This window comes from Bradyrhizobium embrapense (assembly GCF_001189235.2).
Classification (GTDB): Bacteria; Pseudomonadota; Alphaproteobacteria; order Rhizobiales; family Xanthobacteraceae; genus Bradyrhizobium; species Bradyrhizobium embrapense.
Map to the genome: position 1 here is coordinate 83,008 of NZ_LFIP02000001.1, position 20,962 is coordinate 103,969.

37 protein-coding genes are annotated in these 20,962 nt (G+C 64.2%); 22 read left to right on the forward strand and 15 right to left on the reverse strand.

All coding sequences use genetic code 11. From position 1 onward, the window contains the following. Nucleotides 1-13: 13 nt before the first annotated feature. The 22 genes from AKN83_RS00570 (at nucleotide 14) to AKN83_RS00660 (ending at nucleotide 11,170) form a co-directional block, all read left to right on the forward strand. On the forward strand, nucleotides 14-226 hold the full coding sequence (locus tag AKN83_RS00570) for a hypothetical protein (RefSeq protein WP_050400384.1): 213 nt from the start codon (nucleotides 14-16) through the stop codon (nucleotides 224-226). Between the two features lie 5 nt (nucleotides 227-231). Continuing rightward, complete coding sequence (locus AKN83_RS00575; RefSeq protein WP_050400385.1) at nucleotides 232-471, forward strand: hypothetical protein; 240 nt, start codon at nucleotides 232-234, stop codon at nucleotides 469-471. A 207-nt stretch (nucleotides 472-678) separates the two neighbouring features. Next, nucleotides 679-1,134 (forward strand): hypothetical protein, encoded by a 456-nt coding sequence (locus tag AKN83_RS00580; protein WP_050400386.1) that lies wholly within the window; start codon nucleotides 679-681, stop codon nucleotides 1,132-1,134. 92 nt (nucleotides 1,135-1,226) lie between these two features. Further along, nucleotides 1,227-1,469 (forward strand): hypothetical protein, encoded by a 243-nt coding sequence (locus AKN83_RS00585; protein WP_157113134.1) that lies wholly within the window; start codon nucleotides 1,227-1,229, stop codon nucleotides 1,467-1,469. A 38-nt stretch (nucleotides 1,470-1,507) separates the two neighbouring features. Next, nucleotides 1,508-1,699, forward strand: a complete 192-nt coding sequence (locus tag AKN83_RS00590; RefSeq protein WP_050400388.1) for a hypothetical protein — start codon at nucleotides 1,508-1,510, stop codon at nucleotides 1,697-1,699. 5 nt (nucleotides 1,700-1,704) lie between these two features. Further along, the gene (locus tag AKN83_RS00595; protein ID WP_050400389.1) at nucleotides 1,705-2,004 is read left to right on the forward strand and encodes a hypothetical protein; all 300 of its coding nucleotides are present in this window, start codon (nucleotides 1,705-1,707) and stop codon (nucleotides 2,002-2,004) included. A gap of 277 nt (nucleotides 2,005-2,281) precedes the next feature. Beyond that, on the forward strand, nucleotides 2,282-3,160 hold the full coding sequence (locus AKN83_RS40835) for a hypothetical protein (protein WP_157113135.1): 879 nt from the start codon (nucleotides 2,282-2,284) through the stop codon (nucleotides 3,158-3,160). A gap of 39 nt (nucleotides 3,161-3,199) precedes the next feature. After that, the gene (locus tag AKN83_RS00605; RefSeq protein ID WP_157113136.1) at nucleotides 3,200-3,373 is read left to right on the forward strand and encodes a hypothetical protein; all 174 of its coding nucleotides are present in this window, start codon (nucleotides 3,200-3,202) and stop codon (nucleotides 3,371-3,373) included. Between the two features lie 70 nt (nucleotides 3,374-3,443). Beyond that, nucleotides 3,444-3,857 carry an ArdC-like ssDNA-binding domain-containing protein gene (locus AKN83_RS00610; protein ID WP_050400392.1) on the forward strand — a complete coding sequence of 138 codons (414 nt, stop codon included), beginning with the start codon at nucleotides 3,444-3,446 and terminating at the stop codon, nucleotides 3,855-3,857. A gap of 85 nt (nucleotides 3,858-3,942) precedes the next feature. After that, entirely contained in the window at nucleotides 3,943-4,212 is a 270-nt protein-coding gene (locus tag AKN83_RS00615) for a hypothetical protein (RefSeq protein ID WP_050400393.1), read from the forward strand. Between the two features lie 10 nt (nucleotides 4,213-4,222). Then, a complete protein-coding gene (locus tag AKN83_RS00620; RefSeq protein ID WP_063695128.1) occupies nucleotides 4,223-4,417 on the forward strand; it encodes a hypothetical protein in 195 nt (64 codons plus the stop codon). 28 nt (nucleotides 4,418-4,445) lie between these two features. Continuing rightward, complete coding sequence (locus AKN83_RS00625; RefSeq protein ID WP_050400394.1) at nucleotides 4,446-4,853, forward strand: hypothetical protein; 408 nt, start codon at nucleotides 4,446-4,448, stop codon at nucleotides 4,851-4,853. 137 nt (nucleotides 4,854-4,990) lie between these two features. After that, on the forward strand, nucleotides 4,991-5,224 hold the full coding sequence (locus AKN83_RS39320; protein WP_157113137.1) for a hypothetical protein: 234 nt from the start codon (nucleotides 4,991-4,993) through the stop codon (nucleotides 5,222-5,224). 65 nt (nucleotides 5,225-5,289) lie between these two features. Next, nucleotides 5,290-6,195 (forward strand): hypothetical protein, encoded by a 906-nt coding sequence (locus tag AKN83_RS00630; protein ID WP_050400395.1) that lies wholly within the window; start codon nucleotides 5,290-5,292, stop codon nucleotides 6,193-6,195. 59 nt (nucleotides 6,196-6,254) lie between these two features. After that, on the forward strand, nucleotides 6,255-6,446 hold the full coding sequence (locus AKN83_RS39325) for a hypothetical protein (RefSeq protein WP_157113138.1): 192 nt from the start codon (nucleotides 6,255-6,257) through the stop codon (nucleotides 6,444-6,446). Nucleotides 6,447-6,523: 77 nt separating this feature from the next. Continuing rightward, nucleotides 6,524-8,887 carry a DUF3560 domain-containing protein gene (locus AKN83_RS00635; protein ID WP_050400396.1) on the forward strand — a complete coding sequence of 788 codons (2,364 nt, stop codon included), beginning with the start codon at nucleotides 6,524-6,526 and terminating at the stop codon, nucleotides 8,885-8,887. A 75-nt stretch (nucleotides 8,888-8,962) separates the two neighbouring features. After that, nucleotides 8,963-9,457 carry a hypothetical protein gene (locus AKN83_RS00640; RefSeq protein WP_050400397.1) on the forward strand — a complete coding sequence of 165 codons (495 nt, stop codon included), beginning with the start codon at nucleotides 8,963-8,965 and terminating at the stop codon, nucleotides 9,455-9,457. Between the two features lie 73 nt (nucleotides 9,458-9,530). Beyond that, a complete protein-coding gene (locus tag AKN83_RS00645) occupies nucleotides 9,531-9,902 on the forward strand; it encodes a hypothetical protein (RefSeq protein ID WP_050400398.1) in 372 nt (123 codons plus the stop codon). Further along, the gene (locus tag AKN83_RS00650; protein ID WP_157113139.1) at nucleotides 9,890-10,177 is read left to right on the forward strand and encodes a hypothetical protein; all 288 of its coding nucleotides are present in this window, start codon (nucleotides 9,890-9,892) and stop codon (nucleotides 10,175-10,177) included. The genes AKN83_RS00645 and AKN83_RS00650 overlap by 13 nt, the downstream gene beginning before the upstream one ends. A 36-nt stretch (nucleotides 10,178-10,213) precedes the next feature. Next, nucleotides 10,214-10,387 carry a hypothetical protein gene (locus tag AKN83_RS39330; protein WP_157113140.1) on the forward strand — a complete coding sequence of 58 codons (174 nt, stop codon included), beginning with the start codon at nucleotides 10,214-10,216 and terminating at the stop codon, nucleotides 10,385-10,387. Between the two features lie 113 nt (nucleotides 10,388-10,500). Beyond that, complete coding sequence (locus AKN83_RS00655; protein WP_050400400.1) at nucleotides 10,501-10,752, forward strand: hypothetical protein; 252 nt, start codon at nucleotides 10,501-10,503, stop codon at nucleotides 10,750-10,752. Between the two features lie 94 nt (nucleotides 10,753-10,846). Then, nucleotides 10,847-11,170, forward strand: coding sequence for a hypothetical protein (locus AKN83_RS00660; RefSeq protein ID WP_050400401.1), 324 nt, complete (start codon nucleotides 10,847-10,849; stop codon nucleotides 11,168-11,170). A gap of 6 nt (nucleotides 11,171-11,176) precedes the next feature. Here the strand turns inward: AKN83_RS00660 and AKN83_RS00665 are convergent, their stop codons facing one another. The 15 genes from AKN83_RS00665 to AKN83_RS00735 form a co-directional block, all read right to left on the reverse strand. Continuing rightward, the gene (locus AKN83_RS00665; RefSeq protein WP_050400402.1) at nucleotides 11,177-11,479 is read right to left on the reverse strand and encodes a hypothetical protein; all 303 of its coding nucleotides are present in this window, start codon (nucleotides 11,477-11,479) and stop codon (nucleotides 11,177-11,179) included. Between the two features lie 109 nt (nucleotides 11,480-11,588). Then, nucleotides 11,589-11,855: a hypothetical protein gene (locus AKN83_RS00670; RefSeq protein WP_050400403.1), complete on the reverse strand. Its 267-nt coding sequence runs from the start codon at nucleotides 11,853-11,855 to the stop codon at nucleotides 11,589-11,591. A gap of 10 nt (nucleotides 11,856-11,865) precedes the next feature. Next, nucleotides 11,866-12,210 carry a hypothetical protein gene (locus AKN83_RS00675; RefSeq protein WP_050400404.1) on the reverse strand — a complete coding sequence of 115 codons (345 nt, stop codon included), beginning with the start codon at nucleotides 12,208-12,210 and terminating at the stop codon, nucleotides 11,866-11,868. Continuing rightward, nucleotides 12,207-12,392 carry a hypothetical protein gene (locus AKN83_RS00680; RefSeq protein WP_050400405.1) on the reverse strand — a complete coding sequence of 62 codons (186 nt, stop codon included), beginning with the start codon at nucleotides 12,390-12,392 and terminating at the stop codon, nucleotides 12,207-12,209. Before AKN83_RS00680 ends, AKN83_RS00675 begins: the two co-directional genes overlap by 4 nt. A gap of 10 nt (nucleotides 12,393-12,402) precedes the next feature. Next, entirely contained in the window at nucleotides 12,403-13,302 is a 900-nt protein-coding gene (locus AKN83_RS00685; RefSeq protein ID WP_157113141.1) for a hypothetical protein, read from the reverse strand. Nucleotides 13,303-13,393: 91 nt separating this feature from the next. Next, nucleotides 13,394-13,822, reverse strand: a complete 429-nt coding sequence (locus AKN83_RS40885) for a hypothetical protein (protein WP_206600771.1) — start codon at nucleotides 13,820-13,822, stop codon at nucleotides 13,394-13,396. Beyond that, nucleotides 13,819-15,249 carry a DnaB-like helicase C-terminal domain-containing protein gene (locus AKN83_RS00695; RefSeq protein WP_050400408.1) on the reverse strand — a complete coding sequence of 477 codons (1,431 nt, stop codon included), beginning with the start codon at nucleotides 15,247-15,249 and terminating at the stop codon, nucleotides 13,819-13,821. Before AKN83_RS00695 ends, AKN83_RS40885 begins: the two co-directional genes overlap by 4 nt. Beyond that, nucleotides 15,246-15,992 carry a DNA-methyltransferase gene (locus tag AKN83_RS41010; protein WP_050400409.1) on the reverse strand — a complete coding sequence of 249 codons (747 nt, stop codon included), beginning with the start codon at nucleotides 15,990-15,992 and terminating at the stop codon, nucleotides 15,246-15,248. The genes AKN83_RS00695 and AKN83_RS41010 overlap by 4 nt, the downstream gene beginning before the upstream one ends. Then, the gene (locus AKN83_RS00705) at nucleotides 15,989-16,516 is read right to left on the reverse strand and encodes a hypothetical protein (protein WP_050400410.1); all 528 of its coding nucleotides are present in this window, start codon (nucleotides 16,514-16,516) and stop codon (nucleotides 15,989-15,991) included. Before AKN83_RS00705 ends, AKN83_RS41010 begins: the two co-directional genes overlap by 4 nt. Further along, entirely contained in the window at nucleotides 16,513-17,796 is a 1,284-nt protein-coding gene (locus tag AKN83_RS00710; protein WP_050400411.1) for a DNA-methyltransferase, read from the reverse strand. Before AKN83_RS00710 ends, AKN83_RS00705 begins: the two co-directional genes overlap by 4 nt. A 32-nt stretch (nucleotides 17,797-17,828) precedes the next feature. Then, on the reverse strand, nucleotides 17,829-18,875 hold the full coding sequence (locus AKN83_RS00715) for a DUF7146 domain-containing protein (RefSeq protein ID WP_157113143.1): 1,047 nt from the start codon (nucleotides 18,873-18,875) through the stop codon (nucleotides 17,829-17,831). A gap of 41 nt (nucleotides 18,876-18,916) precedes the next feature. Next, a complete protein-coding gene (locus tag AKN83_RS00720; RefSeq protein ID WP_050400413.1) occupies nucleotides 18,917-19,126 on the reverse strand; it encodes a hypothetical protein in 210 nt (69 codons plus the stop codon). Continuing rightward, nucleotides 19,123-19,806: a hypothetical protein gene (locus AKN83_RS00725; RefSeq protein WP_050400414.1), complete on the reverse strand. Its 684-nt coding sequence runs from the start codon at nucleotides 19,804-19,806 to the stop codon at nucleotides 19,123-19,125. The genes AKN83_RS00720 and AKN83_RS00725 overlap by 4 nt, the downstream gene beginning before the upstream one ends. After that, nucleotides 19,803-20,156 (reverse strand): hypothetical protein, encoded by a 354-nt coding sequence (locus tag AKN83_RS00730; RefSeq protein ID WP_050400415.1) that lies wholly within the window; start codon nucleotides 20,154-20,156, stop codon nucleotides 19,803-19,805. The genes AKN83_RS00725 and AKN83_RS00730 overlap by 4 nt, the downstream gene beginning before the upstream one ends. Beyond that, a complete protein-coding gene (locus AKN83_RS00735; RefSeq protein WP_050400416.1) occupies nucleotides 20,153-20,962 on the reverse strand; it encodes a hypothetical protein in 810 nt (269 codons plus the stop codon). Before AKN83_RS00735 ends, AKN83_RS00730 begins: the two co-directional genes overlap by 4 nt.

Sequence of the window (20,962 nt, forward strand, 5' to 3'; positions counted from 1 at the left end):
GGAGCGCGCGACAATGGCAACCGCCACAATCAAAAAGCGCGATCATGTCACCTATGTTTGCAGCGCTGGTGTCACCGTTACCGCCATCGTTCGCACCGCGCACCGCGACGGTACCGCTACGGTTGAGGCCCGGCATATGCTGGACTCGGCCGGCAATATCCGCGGTTGCTATCTCGGTTACCGCTACCGTTTCGACGCCAGCGATCTAACCCGGGTTGAGGCATAACGCACATGGCAAAGCCTGATGATTTGACCGTGTACGCCTCGGCCGGATATGCCGCGCCGGATTCCACAAATCCGCACCTCTGGAGTAGCGCAACACACATTGCCTATTGCCTCGGCCAATGGTTTCACGCAACCGGCCGGCCGGCGCCGCGCGCGGTCCGCATGTCCCGCGGCCTTTCGATCCGCGCAAACGATATGCTGATACGCTGGGATGCTAAAACCGGCGCATGCGAGCGTATCAACTAACGCGATTTGCAGCCTATGCCGTGCACGTCACGGCATAACCGGCAAACCGCCGAAACCGCGCAATTGTGCGCAAACTGAAAAGGAAACCGCTATGAAGTATCGCAAGCATGACTCCGACCGCCGGCCGATGGACAAGCGGACTCGGCGCGCCGCGGTGCGCAACGGAAAGCGCTCGTTTCTGAATTCGTGCCTCTGAGGGATACGCCAATGCGATGGACGTTTGACCAATGGTTGACGGCATGCGGCGCGGAAATGTCGCTCCAGTTTAATTGGACGCTGGAGCATTCCGGGTTGCGCGGTTTCGATTGGAGCGCGGCCTATGGCCGAGGCCTCACGGTCCGCGCGGCTTGTGACGCGGCTTACGATCATGTGCAGGAAACTGCACTAGACGGCGCCGTCTATTTCAATTGCTGCACTGGCAACACGGCGCCGGATTGGTCCGCCTTCCGTTCGCTCGAAATTGGCGGATGCAAAATGGTGAGCAATTCCGCTGGCGAAAGCTACGTGCACGGGAATCAGGCGCCGGACGATTCCGCTTTTTGGACTGTCTACGCTCGCGAGCATGACGGTTGCGCGCTGGCGATTACCGATTGCGGAATCCTCACGGAAACCCACGCGATAGCGGAAACGCTTTCCCGGCTTTCCGGCCTTCCCCTGATTTGACGTTGCGACACTGCGCAGCATGTCTGCGCAGCACGGAACGCCAAAGCGGACCAACGCGCGATTGTGCGCAAACTTGAAAAGGACAACGGCCAATGCCTTGGAAACTGGAACTGCAGGAAACCCGGCGCGGTTGCCAAATGCTGGAAACGACACCGCGCTATGACGTTCTCTTGAACGGCGCGCGAACCGGCCAGCTGTATTTCAACACGCGCGGTTATGTCGGATATCTGCCGACGCCGGCCGGCGGAAAGATCGATATCGGAGAGAAGGGAATCACGGCGTTTCGTCGCGAGGTTTCCGCGCTCAACCGGGAAGCTAGGAACCTGGCCGGCTAACCCGCGCGATTGTGCGCAAATTGAAAGGACAGACTACAATGGCACGATATGGCGGCGATCCGCGATGGATCATTACCAAATATCCGACCAATGACCGCAACGGCCGTTTCATCCCGGTAGGAACGCGCGCGTTCTACTATCCCGCTTCCAAACGCATGTTGACCGGCGCCGAGGCGGAACAGGCAAGCCGTGACTTTGAGGCCGCGCGCTTTGACGAAAGCATGGGGTAACGGAAATGGATTTTGCAGCATTCCAAGCCGCCGCGGCCGAGCTGGATAACCGGATGACAACGGCCGGCGCGCGCCTCGGCGCCGTGACAGAAAGCCTTGCGGCCGAGATGGGGATTCCGGCGCGCGGTCCGATGGGATTGACGCCCGATCGAATTAAGTTCGATCCGCGATACCGGCTTGCGAAGGCCGCGGCCGATATCGCCTTTTCGGAACTGCGCGCATTCAATGCCCGGTATGCCCGGCGGTTCAAGAAAGAGATACGCGCCGCGATTGACGCGCGGCGCCGTGCCAAGGCAACGGCCTGACCTGGCCTCGGCCTTCCCTCAATTCTCGGCGCGATTGTGCGCAAATCAGAAAGGACAATGGACCATGCAACAGGTTGATTTGATCGCGGCAAAGGCTGCAAAGGCAACGGAACGGCGCGCGCTCGCAATCGTCGCGTATGACAACGCAACAGCGAATCCCGATTGCGCGAACTGGCGCGCGGTTGCCGATTTGCTTAGGCTCGCATTGCCGGCGCCGAAAGCCGGATCCGCCGCGGCCAAGATCCCGGACGGCGCGGCCGATCATTGGGCGGACTATGTGATTCCGGCAAGCGCGACCAAACGTCTAGGCAAATCGCCTATTATCGTTGTCACGTTCTCTTGCGGCGCCGTGGTACGCGCGCCGGCAGTTTCCCTTCCCGGCAAGCCGGTCAATATCGGCCGCGGCTTGCGTGTTGCCTTTGCCTTCTACCGGGCACGGATCGCACGGGAATTCGGCAAGGCCTCGGCCATTGGTTCCGATTGTGTCGCGGTTCCGGCCATCGTTTCCGTTGCCTGTGACGTTGCCGGCGCCGAGTATTCCGCCGAGGAATGCAACGCGCGAACGGCCGAATTCCGCCGCGGCCGTTTCGATCATATCGCGCTTTCGGCCGAGGCCTCGGCCTTGCCGGAAACCGCCGAGGCCGGCGAGTTGACGCGCGCCGACTTCTACCGCGGCCATTACCTCATTGCCTCGGCCGAGGCCGAGATTTTGGCCGGCGCCAATGAGGATCACGCGGCCGAGCTCGGCGCGCAGATTGCCGACTATCGGTCGCGTCTCGGCGGTATGGCCTGGCTGGAGATTGAAGCGCGGCGCCGCGCCATCATTCGCGCGGCCGAGGCCGAGGCGAAAGCCGCGGCAAAGGCCGAGGCCGAGGCCGGCCGGCGCGCCGAGCAAGAGGCCGAGGCCCGCGCAGCTGCAGCCGAGGCCGAGGCGTCGCGGTTGCGGCTTGTCGCGGACAATTCCGCCAGCGTCGAAACCGCGTCGGCTTCCCTCCCGGATACGGCCGATTCCCTCCCGGTTGCGCCCGCGCCCAAATCGATCGCGCCTATCCCGGTTGCGCCTTCCCGCGCCGCGCGCTTCCTGGCCTCGTCATCGCTCGGCGCGCCTCGGCCTTCCCTCCCGGTTGCGCCTTTCTGCGCGATCCGCGCCAGCTAGTCGGAGTCGCCAGCAATGCGAGCCTATGGATTCGATATCTTGCCCGATGGCGCAAAGTTTCGCCTGATTGATCGCTGCGAATTCAACAATTGGGGCGAGCTATCGCCGCGGTTTGATACTCCAGCCGAGGCCGAGGAATACGCGCGCCGCTGCGACGAATTCAAGCGCGGCAAGCGTTCAAGCGTCGAATTGCGCGCTTGGGAACTGCACTAGGCCGCGGCGCGCCTCGGCCTCACGGAATGCAACACGCGCGATTGTGCGCAAACGGAAAGGAAAACAGACCATGCGGAAGCCGAATCCCAACAAAGAGAAGGCCGCGCAGCTGGCGCGCCAGATTGCCAACATGACGGAAGAGCAGAAGGCGATTTGGCTGCAGCGCGCGCCGATCCTCACCGCGGACGCGCGGCCGATATCCGGGAAAAATCACATGCTGGCGGCGATGCAATGCGAAGGCGCAACCATGCTCGGCGGCTTCAATCAATGGCTTTCCGCCGGTCGCGTGGTGCGCAAAGGCGAGTCCGCAATCTACATTTTCGCGCCGTCCGGCCGGCGCGCGACGGCCGAGACCTCGGCGGCGCCGAGCGCGGAAGGCGCCGCGGCCGAGGCCGTGGCGGAGTCCGTGCGGTTTATCCTGGTCCCGGTTTTCGACGTCTCGCAAACCGAGGAAAAGCCGGCCGAGCAAGCCGCCGCGGCCTAGTCCCGGGTACGGCCGATTTCCCCAATCCCTCGGCTACGGCCGATTTTCTCGGCGCAATTGTGCGCAAACCAAAGGAGCTAACGACATGCCGAAATTGATTCTCGATTGCCACCCCGCAACCGTCCAGGGCGATTGCATCTTGACGTCCATCATGCAAGCCGGCCCCGTGGCGCGCCTCGTTGTCGATATCGCGCGCGCCGCGGACGCCGAAAGGGAATTCGCGGATTACTGCAAGAGCATTGAGGCAACCGGCAAGCCGGCGAGCGTTTCAATGCGGATCGCCCGCGCCGATCGCTCCCCGCCTGGCTTCAAGAAACTGAAGGGCGCGGCCGGCTTTCACAGTGTCAATTGCTGAGGGCGCCGAAATGACTTTCCGCGCCTATGACTTTCCTGCGGCCGTCATCCGGATTTATGCGGATGGCAGCTGCAGGGAGTTTCCGAAATGGTGCCTAATGATAAGCGTCGAACGCTCGCGCGCCTATGTCGCCAGTGCACTGCGCGAGTTGCGCAGCTATCGGCGGCGCCTCGCCGCTGAACCGCTTCGCCCCGCCGCCGCCTGATTTCCCATCACAGAACAAAGGAACCGTTATGCATCTCACCTTGCCCCGCTCGCCGCTCGCCGCGCTCGTTAACGAGGCCTCAAAGTATCGATGGCGCATCCGCTACGCGCTGCAGCGCTACGGCGTAGCCTGGCGCTACGCTCGCCAGCGCTCAACCCGCGATGACGGATTGACGCTGCTTTTCGACGCCGAGCATATCGCCGGGATTTACGGCCTCGCCTGCTTGTCCGAGGAATCCGTTTTGGATCGCGCGCGCGACCTATACGGCGACATTCCCGGTCTTGAGCGATGGGCGGCGGACGCTTGCGCGCGCGTCAACTCGAAACATGGCGGCGGCGATGGCGAAATGATCGGCGCGGCGGAAGATTGGGCGCTTGAACTGATGGCCGAATACGCCGCGCACGATGGCGTGACGCTGGCAGAACTCGCCGAGTAACCCCCGGCGCCGGCTGATTCCCCAGCCGGCGCGACACCTCCCGACTACGGCCGATTTTGCGCGGTGGATGACGCGCGGACCTGGCCGCAGCCGCTCAACCATCCGCGCAATAGTGCGCAAAGCGAAAGGACGCTCCCATGAGAACGATTAAGCCCGCGACACGCGACAATGCAATCCAACTCAACAACGCAATAGCGCTGATGAAGAAGGCCCGCGGCTGGTTGCGCGGCGCCGATAGCCCGAAAGCGTTGGAAGCGCTGCAAGCGGCGCTGAAGAGCGCCGAGGGCGCAAAGCGACACATGCAGCACAGACTCAACCGGGCCAATCCGCCTGGCCTTCGCGCGCCCGGCGTCGATCACATGCCGGGATAGCCTCCGGGCTACGGCTGATTTTCCACCCCTCGCATACGGCTAATTTTCACAAGGAGATCACCATCATGAGCACAATCACGATTTGGACTTGCACCACGGAAGGCGACAACTGCGGGACCGAAACCACGGTGCACGCAACCCAAGGCGAGGCCGTGGACTACGTGCGCGCAGCGCTCCGCGATATTCTCAAAAACCGCAGACCCGAGCGCCTGGCAGCGATCGCGGCGGCGACCGCCGAGAACATCAAAGAACTCTGGGAAGATGCGGTTGACGGACCTTGCATCATCGAAGAGCAGTCCGTGACGCTTCCGCCCTTTGCGGTCGCGATCTACGAAACCCGCTACGGCGACGAAACGCGCCTCTACGCCAACACGGACGACGCGCAGACCTGGCGCCGCGAGATCGCCGCCGAGAACTGGGCGGCGCGGATGGACGAGGAACGGCCGGCCGATGCCGACGAGACCGCAGACGCCTATTTCCATCACGTCGGCGAGGCGCGCGGCGACTTCTTCCGGGTCGAAGAGCTGGAGATGATCGGCGGCACAGTCCCGGTTGCGCCTGCCCAGGACTGGCGCCAGATCGCCCGCGACTTGGCCGGCGCGCTCGATGCATGCACCCATCAGATTGGCCAGATGCGCGGCATGTTCGACGACGAGGACGGCACGATTGCGGAAGCAGTTTCCGACGCTGACGCCGCCTCCGAAGCCTACCGCCGAGCCGCCGCCGGCCTCCCGGCTGCGCCCGCGCTGCAGCCCATCGGTCAAGATGACCGCGCCTGCTCGGAAGGCTGGGGCCTCTTCGAGAACAGCGACACAGGCCGGCTTGAGATTCAGGCCGACGCCGAGTCCTCAATCTTTGTGCGTGACGGCGTGAGCCACGACGACGAGGCCGAGGCATTCGTAAAAGCAAAGGCCGCCGAGGGCAGCGAGTACCACGCCGCGGCGCTCGCCCGTGTCGGTACGGCCCAATAGGCCCGGCTACGATCGATTTTCCACCCCCGAGCTACGGCCGATTTTGAGGAGCAGCACACATGCACTTGAGCGAGACGACAAACGGAAAGCTGGCGGAGGTCTCAACCCAGATTGAGGAGCTAATCCGCTGGGCTGAAGCGGACGCCGAGCACGCCCGCGAAAACGACGCGCGTCAAACCGCGCGAGATGATCGGAGCCGCGCCGCGAAGCTCCGCAAGGCGCTCGCCCTGGTGCGAGCGTGCGAGCGATAGCCACTTGACACCGCCGGCAATCTGACTCATTGAACAACCCCCGCGCGATTGTGCGCAAATTGAAAGGATGAAGACACATGCAGCATTCCGCCACCTATTCGCCCGATGATAACAAGCTGCGCCTTTACCCGGCGCACCGGCTCGACGCCGAGGAGCACGCGCGCGTAAAGGCGCACGGCTTCAAATGGGCGCCGCGTCAAGAATTGTTCGTTGCGCCGATGTGGACGCCAGAACGCGAAGACCTGCTGATTGAGATGTGCGGCGAGATCGGCGACGAGGACAAGAGCCTGGTAGAGCGCGCCGAGGATCGCGCCGACCGTTTCGACGAATACAGCGACAAGCGGCTGTCGGAAGCTAACCGCGCGCGCGAGGCCGTGGACCAGATCGCGGAGCGGTTCGCGATGGGGCAGCCGATTTTGGTCGGCCATCATTCCGAGAAGAGCGCACGCAAGGACAAGGAGCGGATGGACTCCGGCATGCGCAAGGCAATCAAGCTGTGGGACACTTCCAAATATTGGACGGCCCGCGCCGAGGGCGCCATCGCCCACGCGAAATACAAGGAACTGCCGGCGGTGCGTCATCGCCGCATCAAGGGCATTGAGTCCGATAAGCGGAAGCTGGAGCGCCAGCAGGCCGAGACCGAAAGGCAGCTGAAAGCCTGGCAGATCGTCGCCGGCATCACGGACCCGGAGAAGCAGCGCGCGGCCGGTTTGGCCGTGGCCAACACCGGCGGTTATTGGTCGATGTCGTTTCCGCTGGCCGACTATCCGCGCGACCCGCCGGCCTCGCAGTATGAGGGACCGATGGGCCTTTGGTCGGCGATTGAAGGGAACGTCATCACCGCCGCCCAGGCCGCCGCTATCGCAATTCCTGGCCTGGAGCGCGGCGGGCCTCGGCGGGAGCGCTGGATTGCGCACTATGACAACCGGCTGGCCTATGAACGGGCGATGTTGGCCGAGCAGATCGGCGCGGAGGCCACTGCCAACCCGCTTGCAGACCGTTTCGCCTTCGCCGTTGGTGGTCAGGTGCAAACCCGCCGCAGCGACGATTGGCTTACGATTGTGAAGGTCAGCAAGGGCGCTAACGGCTCGGTTTCCAGCATTCAAACCGCAGCCCCGTCAGGATCGCGCGGGCGCGGCGTTTACTGGAAGGTCGAAAGCGTCCGCGACTATCGCGCGCCGACCGCCGAGAACGTCGCCGCGGCGAAGGCCGCCACGAAGCTCCCGCCGATTTGCAACTATCCCGGCGAGGGATTCCGCGAAATGACTGAAGCCGAATGGAAGGCGCGCCGGCAGTTCTCGGATTTCTCCTATATCGGCACGGTGAAGGCGACCGAGACCCAAGGCGCGCACCGCGTCCGCCAGATGCCGACGCCCGGCGAGTTCTGGAAGGCGCAAAAGGTTTTCATCACGGATGCAAAGCGCGTCGATCCGCCCAAGATCGCGCCGGCACCAGAGCCGACCGAACCGGCCGAATTTGTGGCTGAGTATGTCGCGCCGCCCGCGGTCGATCTTGACGCCATGCTGGCCACGGTCGGCGAAATCGTGGGCGCGCCGGTCGAGGCCGCGGCCCAGGACGAGCCCGAGGCCGCGCCGGCGCTGGCCCCGGATGCGCCCGCGGAAGAACCGCGACGCCTCGGCGACGCCAAGGCGGAGGCGCAGCGCATCGGCGCGGAGATCATCACCGGACTCGGCCAATTCCGTGTTGGCCTCGGCCAGCACGTTACCGACTGGTGCGACGACGAGGCGACCGCCTGGCGGCAGTTCTGCGGACTGGCTGGCGTGCCGTTTGAGGCCGAGGCCGTGCCGGCTGATCTGCGGCCGCGCGTTCTCGCCCCGGTCCCGGATACGGCCGATTTGCCGGCGCCGACCGCGGCGGACAGTTTCGAGGCCATGCGGGCGATGTTGAAGGGCGGCGGCGTGCAAGTCGTCGTCGCGCCTCAACTCTTCCCGACGTCGGACGAACTCGCCGCGGACGTTGCGGAGGCCGCGGACATCCGGCCCGGGCAACGCATCTTGGAGCCGAGCGCCGGAACCGGCGCCCTGATCGAGGCTGCGCGCAACTGCGCCAATGATCTGCAGGTGGTGGCGGTCGAGATCAACACGAAGCTGTGCCATGCATTGGCGGACCGCTTCACCGGCATGCAAATGACCGTCATCAATGCGGACTTTCTCGACATGGCCGGCGTCACGGACAAGTTTGATCGGATCATCATGAATCCGCCTTTCGAGCGCGGCGCCGATATCAAGCATATCGAGAACGCGCGGCGGTTTCTGAAGCCTAACGGCCGCCTGGTCGCCATCTGTGCCGACGGCCCGCGCCAGCGCGCGAAGCTCGAACCGATCGCGGTGGAGTATCGCGCCCTGCCCGCGGGATCCTTCAAGGCTGCTGGCACCATGGTCAACACGGCGTTGGTCGTGATCGACGGGCCGCCGGGATAGTCCCGGCTGCGCCCTCCCGCTTACGACCGATTTCCAAACCCTCCCGGCTACGATCGATTTTGAAAGGAACACAGCATGCCTGACCGTTTCGAATACACTTCGGAAGAGCGGATGTTGCTCGCCCGCCTGGCCCAAGGCCGGCAAACCGACCGGGATTGCATCCCTGAGCGCGTGCTCGTCAATCGAGGCATGGCGCGCCGGGTCGATCCCGGAGAGATCGAGATCACACCAGCCGGTCGCGACGAGCTCGCACGGATCGCCTCGAGCGCTGCTTTCTCCGGTCCAATCGACGGCGCACGCGCCGGCATCATCGAGGCGCTCGGCGGCGCGTTCGCAACGCCTCCGGCTTCGCCACCGCCTGGCCGGCAACTGACCGACGATGAGAAGGCCTTCATCGCTCGCATGGCGCCGCACGTCATGGCCGGCAAGACCCTCGAGGAAGCCGGGGCGGCCGTCCTCCAGGATGATGAACGCTTGTGGCTGACCGCCATGGAGGATTCGGACGTCGGCCGCGCGATCCGCGGCGAGCTCGCCAAGGCGACATACGTCGCAGCGCGCGCGAAGCCATAGGCGCGGCTGCCCCGACTACGACTGATTTCCCATCACCCCCTCGGCTACGGCCGATTTGAAAGGAGAATTACCCATGCTCGTCACCGTCAAGGCCGGCGCCAAGGTGGAAGGCCACACCTTCAGCCAGGACTCGAACCAAAACTTTGGGCGGGAGAAAGCCGAAGGCCTGATCAAAGATGGCCGCGCAAGGCCCGCGGCGTTCGACGCCGAGGGAATCTGCCGGATCAACACGCGGTTCGAAGCATGGCTCAACGAACATGGCGCGCTCGCGATCGGGTCTTGCGGCGATGCCTTTCTGCATCTCTCGCCGGAATTTCCGTTGGCTTACTTGCCCGAGGCACTGCAAGCCTATCAAGCGGGGCACCACCACGGCATGAGTTACGGCCGCAGCAAACTGCAGAACGAGCTTCTGAACTTGCTCGGGGCCGAGCCATGCAAGATATGACGGGGGAAGAGACAGTCACCGCGGCCGGCTACAGGGTTGCCACTCGCGCCGAGTTCGATGCCGCCACCGACGTGCCCGCGGGCGTGCGCCTGGTGGCCGATCGCCTCTTCAAACGCTGGGGCGGCGACTTCGTTGTTTACGATCCGGCCGGCGGTGATGACGGCTGGCTGCTGATCGACGACGACCGCGAGCAGATCATAGGCGAGACCGTGGAACACCTCGGACGGCTCAAACCTGAGCCGACTGCGCCGCCGGCACAAGGCTCGCTGTTTTGACACCCGGATACGATCGATTTTGAAAGGAGACCGAGCATGCCGCGGAACTGGATCGTGCGCGAGCGCCACCCATTCGATGATGGATACTGGGCGCGCTATGACGGCAAACGCCGCCCCAACAAGTCATTGACCGAGAAACGTGAGGGCTGGGAGGCTTGCGACCGCGAGATTGCCGAAGAAGCCCACGACGCTGAGGAGGCTGTGCTATGAGGCAGGTCCGCCGCGTCCCCGCCGATTGGCAGCACCCTCGCAATTCCTGGGGTCGATATACGCCGCTCCTTGAGTCCGCCCCGGATGCACCCGCGCCCGATCTTTCCCGCTGCATGCCGGCATGGCCGGAGGCGGAGCGCACCCACTGGCAGTTGTACGAGACCACCAGCGCCGGCACGCCGGTTTCGCCGCCCTGCCCGTCGCCCGAGGCCTTGGCCAAATGGCTTGCCGACCACCATGTGGAGGCCGCACCAGGTTTCACCGGAACGGAGGCGCAATGGCTCGGCGCCATCAAGCGCGGCGGCGTCATTCCGCCGGTGATGACCGTCGGCAAGCAGCAGGTCTCGCCGCTGGATTACACCTGATCGGCCGGGACTCCCGGCTACGATCGATTTTGTGCTACCCCCTCGGCTACGGCCGATTCCGGGCGATTGTGCCCAACCGGAAAGGAACTCTCAGATGTCGCCCCCCAGATTTGTTCACCGCAAGATCTCGGCCGAGGACTTCAAGGCCGAGTTGGCGAAGCAGGGCATGTCGGTGCCGGCGTTCGCCCGTGTCTGGTGCCAGAACCTTTCGACCGTCACGAAATGGGCCAACGGCGGGAACGATATCCCGACCTGGGTGCCGATCGCGCTGACCATGATGACGCTGCCAAACGCTCACGGGACCGCCCGTATGGCGGCGGCGGCGATGATCGAAGAAGATCGGCTGCATCCCGAGCTCGGAAAATTCCCGTACCAGAAGCTTCGGCAGATGCCGGCGGACGACGAGATCGAGGAATAGTCCCGGCTACGATCGATTTTGCGTGCCCCGGCTGCGCCTTTTCTTCGCCGCGTGCCGTTTCTTGGGCGGCGCTCGCTTCGCCGCTGGCGCCGGCGGCGCGTCCTTCGCTGCGGCCGCGGCGTCGAGGGCATCGAGCTCCCGCTTCTGCGCCTGCATCCGTTCCCACCTGGCTTCGCGTTGAGCGCGCAGCGCGTCGGCGCGCGGTGACGGCTCCCTGCTCATGACGGCGACCTTTGCCAGAACCAGCGGCGCCGGCGCAACAGCACGATTGCCTCTTGCGATCGGCCAGCAACGCTGATCGGTCGCCAACCGTCCGCAATTCGGCTGTTTAACTCTCGCCGCAACCATCCCTGCGACTGCGTGGAGTAAATGCTTTGGAGATCGTATTCGTAGCGATAGAGCAGCATCGGTCCGACTCCTAACCTGCGTCCGTGGGGACTTCGCCGACCTCGAGCATGACCGGCGGATGGCTCTGCGAGATGATCCGGAGGTGCACCGGCGCGCCGGCGTTCAACCGGGCCAACTCTTCCGCCGTCGGCATCCACGCGGACGACAGCGAGGGCAGCGAATTATTCAGCACCTCAACGCGGATCGGCAGATCCATGCACTTGCCATCCCTCTCCTCGTCCCAGTTCCTCGGCGCCTCCAGCACCTTGTTGCAGCCGGAGATCCTTGCGATTTCCATTAGTACCCTCCTACGATCGCATCCGGTCCGCTCGAGCCTGCAATCCCTTGCGGACGTTGTGCTCGGCGCATTTGCAGGCGCCGTTGTTCAGGTCTAGGGCGCGGGATCGATCGTCCCTGATCTCGACGACATGATCGGCGTACATCTGGTCGCCGTTGGCCCGGCTGCGCTCGCAGCGGACGCCATCCTCGACATGCTCGCAGCGCCAGCCGGCGCGCTTCTTGACCTGCAGCGCCCACCGCTGGTGCTCGGCAGTCTGGTAGTGCGGGTCCGCGCGCTTCTCCGGAGGCTTCACCTTCCTGGTGTCGAGGGTCGGAACGCGCGGGCCCAGCGTGGGAATTCGAGACCGCTTCATTTCTTTTCCCCGCGCCGCGGCCCGAACATCTTCCGGCCCATAGATCGCACCATTTCGCGCTGGTCCCATGTCATCACGTCGTTGTCGACATCGAGCAGGAGGAGACCATACTCACGCCAAACCCGCTGTTTCGTTTCCAGCGGCGTCTCGCGGCTATTGGGGGCAAACCGTCCGAGGGACATCAATCCAACCCTACTTCTGCAAGCCCATGCCGGCGGCGATCCTCAGCCGCCGAACCGCGTCCCATGTCCGGTCGACGATCTCGACGCCGTCGTAAAGCTTCACCAGCGCGTTCAGCGCGACCCGGAAGTCCGAATTGTTGGTGCGGTGCTCCTCGCCGCCATGCATCCGGACGTCCTCGCTGCTGCACTCGAGCCCGATCCTGACCAGCAGGATGTCGAACTGCCGGCGGCCGAGCCGGCGTTCCACTTCCCTGAGCCGTCCGCTGGCCTCGAGGGCGATGGTGTGCGAGGGCGAGCCGCCGCCGCCACCATCGACCTTGTCCTGCAGCGCGAAGCCGCGCGACCCATGGAAGGTGGCCAGATCGAAGTCGCGCCGAAAGCGATCCGCGGCGCTCTGGCGCAGCTTGTCCTCGGGATCCGCGGCGCCGCGCTTCTTGGACTCCGTGAGATTGAGGTGCGATGCACGAACCGTGTCGACCAGCACGTTGAGCCTTGGATTTTGCGGGTCCGGGATGGTGTGCTTGCGCCGACCGCTGGCCAGGCGCTCGGCTTCATCGGCCGCCTTCTGCTCTTTCTTGGTGAGTGGCTTGCCCCAGAGATTCAGGGGATCGACGGAGTCAGTTGTCCCGCTCCGGAAGCCTTGCTGGAACAGCTTGTTCCGATGCAGCGCCTCTTTCACACGACGAGCGCCCTCGGTGTCGCGGTCCATCAGGTACTCGACCACGAGTTCCTGGACGATGCGCTGCCGGCGTCGCGTCTCCTCAAACAGGAGTTGCCCCTCATAGGTCAGCCCCTTGTACGACTCCATCGGCCGCGCGCGCCGGATGTCGCGCATGAAAGCACGGGCTCGGCGATCGCGCTCCTTGTCGACGTGTACCGGTGCGACATCCGTGATCTGTGCTTGAGACATTCCATCCTCCACGCAGAATCACGGATATGTTTTGCGGAGGTGATTTGTCTACGACTGCAAGCGGAAAGTTGGAGCGCCGTCCACCGTCGATCTATCCGCGCGCGGGATAGGTCTCGACGTATTCGCGGATCGCCTGCGCGAAAGCCTTTCCGGCCTCGACGGTTGCCTGGTCGCTCAGGTCGAGATCCGTCATCGTTCCGCGAGCGCGGTCGATGCTTATCGTGCCGTTGACGCGCCGCGGGCATTGGCCAGCCTCGAGCGCCTGGTAATCCTCCGGACCAATCGATCGATCGTGACTGAAGGCGAACGCCCGCCACATTGGGCAGTCGCCCCAACCGCCGACACAGCCCGGGCATTGCGCGTCAGCGAAGGCTGCGACCCTTGCGTGGTCGGGACAAAATCCGACCTCGCTGTCGACTCCGCCGGTTCGATGCTCCCAACCAGGTGGGAGGACAATCTCAGTGCGATGGTTTTTGCCGCAAAAGCAGCAGTCGACTGAGATTTCAAGCTTCGTGGTCAAAACGGGATCTCCTCTCTGTTTGCGTTGCCCCCGAACATCATCCGCGGGCCATTGAAGTCGACCTCTTTCCACTTACAGCCGGTGCCGCTACGGTTCTTGAACACGGCGAACGCCGCCTTGTCCTTCCATATGTCGTATTCCCGAAGCCAGCGGTCGCGCTGCTCTCTTCCCTTCGGGTTGTCTTCTGATGCCGGCTCCGGCTCGTTGTCGCGGAGCCAGATCTTGGGAATGGTGACGCCAACGATGATGTCGCTGTTTTCAACGATGAGGCCGCCGCCGTAGATGTCGCCGCTGCCGAATTTCCAACTCGGCGCCCGCTGGCCTTCGCGGGTCAGTTGCGCAAGCTGCCAAACAACGCCGTCGAGTTCCTTCGCCAGATCCTTGGTGTAGGCGGACGCATACTCGACCGTCCGGACAACGTTCCAATGCTCCTGTTCCGGCTCGACCAGCTTCAGGTGATCAATGCAAAACTGCCTGACGCCGTAGCGGCGCTTCGCCTTGCGGAACTCGTCGCCGATCTGCTTGATCGTCATCCGGCTGCGGTCCTGGACCCATACCTGGATCGACTCGAGCTGTTCCTTTGCCCGCCGGATGTCGAGGAATTCCTTTTGGTTGAAGTCGCCGCTGATCTGCTTCTTGACCGAGACGCCGGACAGCGACGCGATGTCGCGGTATGCGATCTGCTCCGCGGACATTTCGAGGCTCAGGGAGAAGCCCGGGAAGATGCTCGACTCGTCGAGCGACGGTCCTGCATTGTCGCGCAGGATCTGAGCCATCAGCGCCGATTTGCCGTGGCCGGATGGCGCGGCCAGCGTGACGGTCGTCCCGCCGACGATGGGCCCGAGGACTTCATCCAATTCCGGGATCTTGGTGAGCACGCCGACGGCGCGCTTGCCGCGGTGCTCATAGGCCTCGCCGGCCTTGGCCATAGCCGTTCCGGCGGCGTCAGCCAGGCTGACAGCATGCCGAACCCGGTCATGGTCGTCGACGACGCGCAGCAGGTCGTCGATGTCTTGCCGGGTTTGGTCGAAGGTCTTGTTCGGTGCCGTGGCGACCTTGCCGAGCTCGATGCGGGCGCGCTCCCGCCACGCCAGCACGATGTCGTCGACGAAATCGAGCGCGCTGCCGACGTCCGCGGCCTTCTCGATCAGGATCTGGAGAACGGCCTCCGTGTCGCCGACACCCTCGAATTCCGTCGGGAGCTTGGCCTCGAGCAGCGACAGCGTCGGGCCGGCGCCGTTCAGGCAGCAGTCCTCGACCGCCGCGAAGATCAGGCGATGGTGGGGAACCGTGAACTGGTCCGCCGACACATGGTCGGAGACGGCCCAGAAATTCTCGGCCGCCCCTAAAATTTTTCCAATGATCGCCTCTTCGGCACGGACGTTTTGCGTCGGCCTATCAGGCGCGGCGGCTGGCCGCTTGTTCATGCCGGCACCTCGAACTTGAAATGATCTTGCGAAAGGCGACGCTGCATCGCGGCTACGATCTCGGGATCTGCCTCGATCAGAATGCTTGTGCGGCCGTGACGAGACGCAACGATGCCAGTGGTGCCGCTGCCGGCGCAGCAATCCAGGACGATTCCGCCAGGCGGGCTCGAATAGAGAAGCAACGGCTCGACAATACCCATCGGCTTCTGGGTCGGATGGAACGCCTGTCCGTGCTCGGAGCGGACATATTGGACGCTCCTCATCAAGCGCGGTCCTCCCTCGAAGGTTTTGTAGTCCTGGTCACCGATCTCGCCGAGGTGCGCCGGGCGACCGCGCCGCCGGATGCGGCGAGCAGACGCATCGTTTGTGAACTGCGGCATCTTGTAAACGTCAGCCCAGCGCGCGTCTGACCGGTAGAATTGAACAGCGGTTTCGTGAACACGGCGAAATCGATCATTCACAAACCCAGACCCGTTGTGCTTCTCCCAAACGACATCTTGCGCCATGCACCAACCGTCAAACTCGTCGTGTTGCTCGAGGAACATCTTCAGCGTGCCAAATACCCACATGCTGCCAGTCTTTTTCAGGACTCTTCTGACACTCGCTGGCCACCCTCGAGGCCAACGGTCCCATCTCAATTTCGTCGCTCCATAGGGCGGATCGGTCAGGACCAGGTCCACCGACTCGTCCTCCAAATCCGACAGCACGTCACGGCAATCGCCGCAGATCACTTGGATGCTCATGCCAGTGCCTCATCGAATAGCGGCAGCCCAAGCGGTAGCCGCTGCTTCGCCGGCATCGGCGGCGGCATGTCGATAGGCAGGATCTGGAAGGTGAGCAGTCCTGCCTTCGTCTGTCCGACGTATCGGAAGCCAGCCTTCACCCAGACCCATCCCCATGTTGGGTGGCTTCGGATCATCGTCGGCTTGACTTGCCGGTGATCGATGAACGTGACAAGGCCGAGCGCCGGCGGCTCACCGAGGGCTGCGCGCGTGGCCGACAATGCCTGCGTGACGAGTTCGACCGACCCGCCGGCATCCTCGCTGCGGAACGCCGAGCAAATCCACGCGCCTGGCCAATCATGTTTCACGAATTCCGGGAGCGGCCAGGACGTGACCCAAAATGCTCGTGCGGTATCCTCAACCAGCACGCAACAGCGGCCCGGCGGCACGAACTGCTCGGCGCCGACGGTCTGGCGATTGTAGTGCCGATCGGCGATCGCGCGCGCGACTGGATCGGCCCTGTTGCTGGCGCACCACCGCATCATGCCGGCACCGCCTCGATCTCGACGGAGGTCAGCATCGGATGGCTCGCGCCGATCCGTTTGGCGGCCATCTCGGCATAGTCGGGATTGAGCTCTATCAGGATCGCATCGCGCTGCAGATGATCCGCGACCATGCCGGTGGTGCCAGCGCCGGCGAACGGGTCGAGAACAGTGCCGCCCTGGGGCACGCCGGCGAGGATGCACACTGCTGCCAGTTCCGGCGGCATTACGGCAAAATGGTTGAGCCAGTCCTCGTGCGAACCGCACTCGCAGAAGCGATGCGTCAGCTTGCGGCCGTCGCGCTCAACTTTTTCGGTCCGGAGGCGGCCGAGCTCAGCGCTGGGATAGAACCTGCGGCACTTCGTGCAGAACTCATCGTTGAACCCGCCGGGCGCCACCCACCAAACCGAGCGCAGCGCGGCGCCGTTCGCGCGCTGTTCAGCAACCGACATGCCGTCCCAGCGATCGTTGAAGCCGGCGTGGCGGCGGCCGTGCCCCCGTTGGCGATCGCGCTTCCGAGCGCCTGCATGGGGCGGCTGTCCCTCTGGAGCGTATCCTCCCCCGCTGATGACCAGGTCGCCATCATTTCCCAGCTTGTCACGCATAGCGCGGGCCAAGCGCGTCACCGACTCTGGGGCCGCCGGCAGCCGGACGTCGTCGTAGCCGTGGTAATAGGTCTCCGACTTCGTGAGATGGAACACGTATTCGTGCGCCGTGGTCGACCGGTCGCGGGTGCTCTCAGGCATTCCGTTCGGCTTGGCCCAGATGTTGTCCTTGCGCAGCCACCAGCCGTCGGCGCGCAACGCGAAGGCCAGCATCCACGGAATCCCGATCAGGTCTTTCTGCTTCAGCCCGCCGGGCGGCGGCTCCCACGCTCGCCCGATCGCGCCCTCACCCTGGGCCTTCGCCTGGATGCCGGCCGGCACGCGGCTGCCACGCTCGGTCTGCGCCGCGGTCCTCGAACTCGCACCGATCTCCCAGTTCTGCCGCACCACCATGGACGCTTCCTGCGATTGCAGGGTGCCGAGCAGCGTCGACGAGGCAGCCGCCGGATTGCCGCCGCGACCGGAACCGGCATAGCAGTCCCCGATGTTGATCCAGAGCGAGCCATCATCGCGCAGCACCCGCCGCACCTCGCGGAAGAGCTCGACCATTTCCGCGATATAGGCCTCGGGCGAACTCTCGAGTCCGATCTGGCCGGCCATCTTGTAATCGCGCAGCCGGAAATACGGCGGTGAGCAGACGCAGGCATTCACCGAGTTGGAAGGCAGCAGCCGCACCACGGCACGCGCATCACCATTGAGAATTCGAACCGTCAAGATAGCGCCTCCGCGCGCAGTCGCGCATTCCAGATGTCGAGATAGTCGGTCCGCATGCGTGGCTCCGGCTGGCTGTCGTGCAGCTTTCCGAGCGCCACCATGCGTTCATGAAGTTTGCGCACCGCGGCGCGGCCGGCGGGTTCGGCCAGCACCAGATCCCCGTCCTGGCGCCGCCACGGCTTGTCGCCGTCCGGGAAAGACGTGATCCGTTCAACCTCTATCGGCGGCTCGAGCCCGGCGACGCCGCTGGTGCTGAGGCCGGCCCAGACCGGGCGGCGATACTTGATCAGCGCGCGCGCGGCGAGACAGGTTTCGAGGCCCTCGCCCAGGCCGATGTGCGCGGCGACGCCGCCGATCCGCACGGCGCCGCCGGCAGCTGCCCCGGCACCGATCTTCGCCTTCTCGACTGGCGCCTTGGCGGCCTTCGCCGGGTCGAGATGGACTTTCCAAATGGCGGTCAAGTCGCCGAAGACGTCGTCAACGCGTGCGACCAGCGTCGGGAACGAAAGGCGGGTGTCGAGGTCATAGGCCACACTGCGGTGGAAGCGGAGACAGTCATCCCAACCGTCTGGTGGCACTGGGATGCCGCGGGCCAGCAGATACGCCTCGGCGTGTGTGCCGGCGATCGGAATCCCTTCCGCCCAGATCTCAGCGGCCGTGCGCTGGCGCGCCTGCACATGCTCGGCGGCCCGCCGCTCATCCGCCGCGCGCTTCTCGGCAGCGTCGGCCTCGCGATCTTCTCGCCGCTTCCGCTCTTCCGGTGTCTCTTCGCGGGCGCGATCGAGCCCGACGAACTCGCGGGCCCGGTCGAACACCTCGGCATTGGCCCGGTGATTGCCCGTCAATCCGTAGGCGAACAGGTTGATCTCGTCGCCGCCGATGCTGGCCGAACTCCTGACCCAGGCGCCGCGGTCGTACTTGCCGATCTTGCCCAGATAGACGACGAATGAACCGAGATCCTTCGGCGACGCCGGCGCGCAATAGGCCAGTTTGCCCTTGGTCACATGACCGGGCCAGAAATGCTTCAGCACCTGTTCGAGCATCTCGTTCAGGCGCTTCTTGATCTCGGCGGTGTCTTCTCGCGTCACGGCCGCCTCGCATTGAAATTCAGGACGGCCTTGGAACCGTGCGCTTGGCGCGCCAGCGTGTCGTACTCGATCGCGGCGCCGATTGCGGTGGCGCAACGCTCGGAATAGATCACGGTCTCGCCGACGCGAAGCCGCGCGAAGTATGGCTTGGCACGCCAGGCGTCGTTGCTCTTCCTGACTCCGCGGAAACCGTTCTTGTTCTTCACGCGAACATATCCTGCTGTTCCGGCTGAACGGTCCAAACGCCGTTACACTGTACGGCGTCGAGACGCCTCGCCATGCGCTCGGGGTCAAGATTGAAATCCTTGAAATTGCGAGCGACGTTCACAGAGTCGACGGAGGCGAAGGGCCAGCGGTCGCCGGAGAGCGACATGCCGCGCAGCATGTGGATCCACGGCAGGTGTTGGTGGCGCTTTGCCAACTCGTTGAAGGCTTGATCGGCCCGGCGACACCAGAGATCAGAACCAACCTGCCAATACTGGCTCGTTGAACCGAAGCAGATCCGCGGCCAAGCATCGGCGAGTTCCAACAACCAGTCGATTGGAAGCGCCATGTGCCAGACCGGCGCACTCAGGGCACCGGGGTACGGCCAGTCCGCCAGTCCTGCGCGCTGCTCGTCGACGCTGCCATCAATTACGTCCGGCGGAATTGCCCAGTGCGGCGGTGCCAATCGCGGCTCGAGGAAGCGAATGTAGCCTGCGCGATCGAACTGCTTCTTCTGGGTGAAGGCACTGAAGGCACCGTTGTCGAACATGACGGCCTGCCCGATCGTGAGGCAGGTGTCCGCGTCGCGCGCGTCGGAATACGGCACGCAGAAGCACTTGCCCGCCATCTTCAAGAGCTCAGCGCGCGGGGATAGCGGCGTGCCATGGTAGTGAATCGTCACGCCGGCTCCTTCCGTCGCCGGCGCGGCGCGTCCTCGGCGCCGAATGCCGCCTTGATCGTCACATCCGCTTGGATGCGCTCCCAAAGCGCATTGCAGGCAGCCGCTGCTCTATCCCACGCGTTTCCGAACTTTTGGAGCTTCGGCGACCGAGCGATCGCGTTCTGCCGCCTCTCCCATCGGCGCTCAAACCACCGCGCGCGCTTGCGTAACTGCTTGTGGCGGTCGCGCATGGCTTGGTCGCCCATCCGCCAATGGCGGCCGCACATTATCTTCACGCCTTCGGCATCGCCGGCCTCGCGCTTGAAGGTCCGCCCGCAGCCCGGGATGCAGCACCTGATGCGTTCCGTCATAGCAAGCTTTCCTGTTTCGGTTCGGGCGCGGCGACCGGCGACGGCGCCAGCGGGTCCGCCGGCTTCCAGTGATCGAAGTCCGCGGCGATCTCGTCATAGGCCCGCGGGTGCTGCGCCTTGAAATTCGGGAAGCCAGGCGCGCCCCGGTAGACACCGTTGTCCAGCCTCAGCCACCCGGCGGCGGACGGCAGCCAGCGGCGGTGATCGATGTTGACGTGCTTGAAATCGGCGCGGACGAGGAAGCCGCGCTTCTCCAGAATGATTGCGATCTTGATGGCTGCAATCTTCCAGCTTGTCAGTTGGACCGGCGACGGCGCGCCGGCGTCGACATCAGGAACGTAATCCGGCAACGGGTGCCGCTTTGCCGGCGCCCACTCGTACCATTCCTTCTCGTTGATGCCGTGCCGATCACCCGGCAGGCTCGGCTCGAACACCTTGCTGGGACGGTTTGCATAGGCCGACGTCGGCTTCATTTCCGCTTCGGACCGGACATAGATGATGGTCAGACCGATGTAGCGGCAAATGCGGTCAAACCCGCCCTGAGAGTCGGCGGGCACCAGGACGGCCCGGCAGTCTGGTCCGGGATGATCGGCGTAGAAGGCCCCGTATTCCTCAAGCGCCTGGCTGATGACGTCGGTATTGAGCCGAAGCTTTGCCTCGACGCCGATCTGGAAGCCATCCGCATTGCGGACGAGCAGGATGTCCCACCCACACGTCTCCGGATAAGCGGTCCATCCCTCGGGCAATGAGGAGATGAACCGCTTGCACAACGCGACCTCGGTAGCGAATGGCTTCGTCTTTGCCAT

Excerpts from the sequence above, each read along its gene's own strand:
- AKN83_RS00570 (WP_050400384.1), top strand. The coding sequence starts at position 14 with ATGGCAACCGCCACAATCAAAAAGCGCGATCATGTCACCTATGTTTGC.
- AKN83_RS00575 (WP_050400385.1), top strand. The coding sequence starts at position 232 with ATGGCAAAGCCTGATGATTTGACCGTGTACGCCTCGGCCGGATATGCC.
- AKN83_RS00580 (WP_050400386.1), top strand. The coding sequence starts at position 679 with ATGCGATGGACGTTTGACCAATGGTTGACGGCATGCGGCGCGGAAATG.
- AKN83_RS00585 (WP_157113134.1), top strand. The coding sequence starts at position 1,227 with ATGCCTTGGAAACTGGAACTGCAGGAAACCCGGCGCGGTTGCCAAATG.
- AKN83_RS00590 (WP_050400388.1), top strand. The coding sequence starts at position 1,508 with ATGGCACGATATGGCGGCGATCCGCGATGGATCATTACCAAATATCCG.
- AKN83_RS00595 (WP_050400389.1), top strand. The coding sequence starts at position 1,705 with ATGGATTTTGCAGCATTCCAAGCCGCCGCGGCCGAGCTGGATAACCGG.
- AKN83_RS00610 (WP_050400392.1), top strand. The coding sequence starts at position 3,444 with ATGCGGAAGCCGAATCCCAACAAAGAGAAGGCCGCGCAGCTGGCGCGC.
- AKN83_RS00615 (WP_050400393.1), top strand. The coding sequence starts at position 3,943 with ATGCCGAAATTGATTCTCGATTGCCACCCCGCAACCGTCCAGGGCGAT.
- AKN83_RS00620 (WP_063695128.1), top strand. The coding sequence starts at position 4,223 with ATGACTTTCCGCGCCTATGACTTTCCTGCGGCCGTCATCCGGATTTAT.
- AKN83_RS00625 (WP_050400394.1), top strand. The coding sequence starts at position 4,446 with ATGCATCTCACCTTGCCCCGCTCGCCGCTCGCCGCGCTCGTTAACGAG.
- AKN83_RS39320 (WP_157113137.1), top strand. The coding sequence starts at position 4,991 with ATGAGAACGATTAAGCCCGCGACACGCGACAATGCAATCCAACTCAAC.
- AKN83_RS00630 (WP_050400395.1), top strand. The coding sequence starts at position 5,290 with ATGAGCACAATCACGATTTGGACTTGCACCACGGAAGGCGACAACTGC.
- AKN83_RS39325 (WP_157113138.1), top strand. The coding sequence starts at position 6,255 with ATGCACTTGAGCGAGACGACAAACGGAAAGCTGGCGGAGGTCTCAACC.
- AKN83_RS00635 (WP_050400396.1), top strand. The coding sequence starts at position 6,524 with ATGCAGCATTCCGCCACCTATTCGCCCGATGATAACAAGCTGCGCCTT.
- AKN83_RS00640 (WP_050400397.1), top strand. The coding sequence starts at position 8,963 with ATGCCTGACCGTTTCGAATACACTTCGGAAGAGCGGATGTTGCTCGCC.
- AKN83_RS00645 (WP_050400398.1), top strand. The coding sequence starts at position 9,531 with ATGCTCGTCACCGTCAAGGCCGGCGCCAAGGTGGAAGGCCACACCTTC.
- AKN83_RS00650 (WP_157113139.1), top strand. The coding sequence starts at position 9,890 with ATGCAAGATATGACGGGGGAAGAGACAGTCACCGCGGCCGGCTACAGG.
- AKN83_RS39330 (WP_157113140.1), top strand. The coding sequence starts at position 10,214 with ATGCCGCGGAACTGGATCGTGCGCGAGCGCCACCCATTCGATGATGGA.
- AKN83_RS00655 (WP_050400400.1), top strand. The coding sequence starts at position 10,501 with ATGCCGGCATGGCCGGAGGCGGAGCGCACCCACTGGCAGTTGTACGAG.
- AKN83_RS00660 (WP_050400401.1), top strand. The coding sequence starts at position 10,847 with ATGTCGCCCCCCAGATTTGTTCACCGCAAGATCTCGGCCGAGGACTTC.
- AKN83_RS00670 (WP_050400403.1), bottom strand. The coding sequence starts at position 11,855 with ATGGAAATCGCAAGGATCTCCGGCTGCAACAAGGTGCTGGAGGCGCCG.
- AKN83_RS00675 (WP_050400404.1), bottom strand. The coding sequence starts at position 12,210 with ATGAAGCGGTCTCGAATTCCCACGCTGGGCCCGCGCGTTCCGACCCTC.
- AKN83_RS00680 (WP_050400405.1), bottom strand. The coding sequence starts at position 12,392 with ATGTCCCTCGGACGGTTTGCCCCCAATAGCCGCGAGACGCCGCTGGAA.
- AKN83_RS00685 (WP_157113141.1), bottom strand. The coding sequence starts at position 13,302 with ATGTCTCAAGCACAGATCACGGATGTCGCACCGGTACACGTCGACAAG.
- AKN83_RS00695 (WP_050400408.1), bottom strand. The coding sequence starts at position 15,249 with ATGAACAAGCGGCCAGCCGCCGCGCCTGATAGGCCGACGCAAAACGTC.
- AKN83_RS41010 (WP_050400409.1), bottom strand. The coding sequence starts at position 15,992 with ATGAGCATCCAAGTGATCTGCGGCGATTGCCGTGACGTGCTGTCGGAT.
- AKN83_RS00705 (WP_050400410.1), bottom strand. The coding sequence starts at position 16,516 with ATGATGCGGTGGTGCGCCAGCAACAGGGCCGATCCAGTCGCGCGCGCG.
- AKN83_RS00715 (WP_157113143.1), bottom strand. The coding sequence starts at position 18,875 with ATGCTCGAACAGGTGCTGAAGCATTTCTGGCCCGGTCATGTGACCAAG.
- AKN83_RS00730 (WP_050400415.1), bottom strand. The coding sequence starts at position 20,156 with ATGACGGAACGCATCAGGTGCTGCATCCCGGGCTGCGGGCGGACCTTC.
- AKN83_RS00735 (WP_050400416.1), bottom strand. The coding sequence starts at position 20,962 with ATGGCAAAGACGAAGCCATTCGCTACCGAGGTCGCGTTGTGCAAGCGG.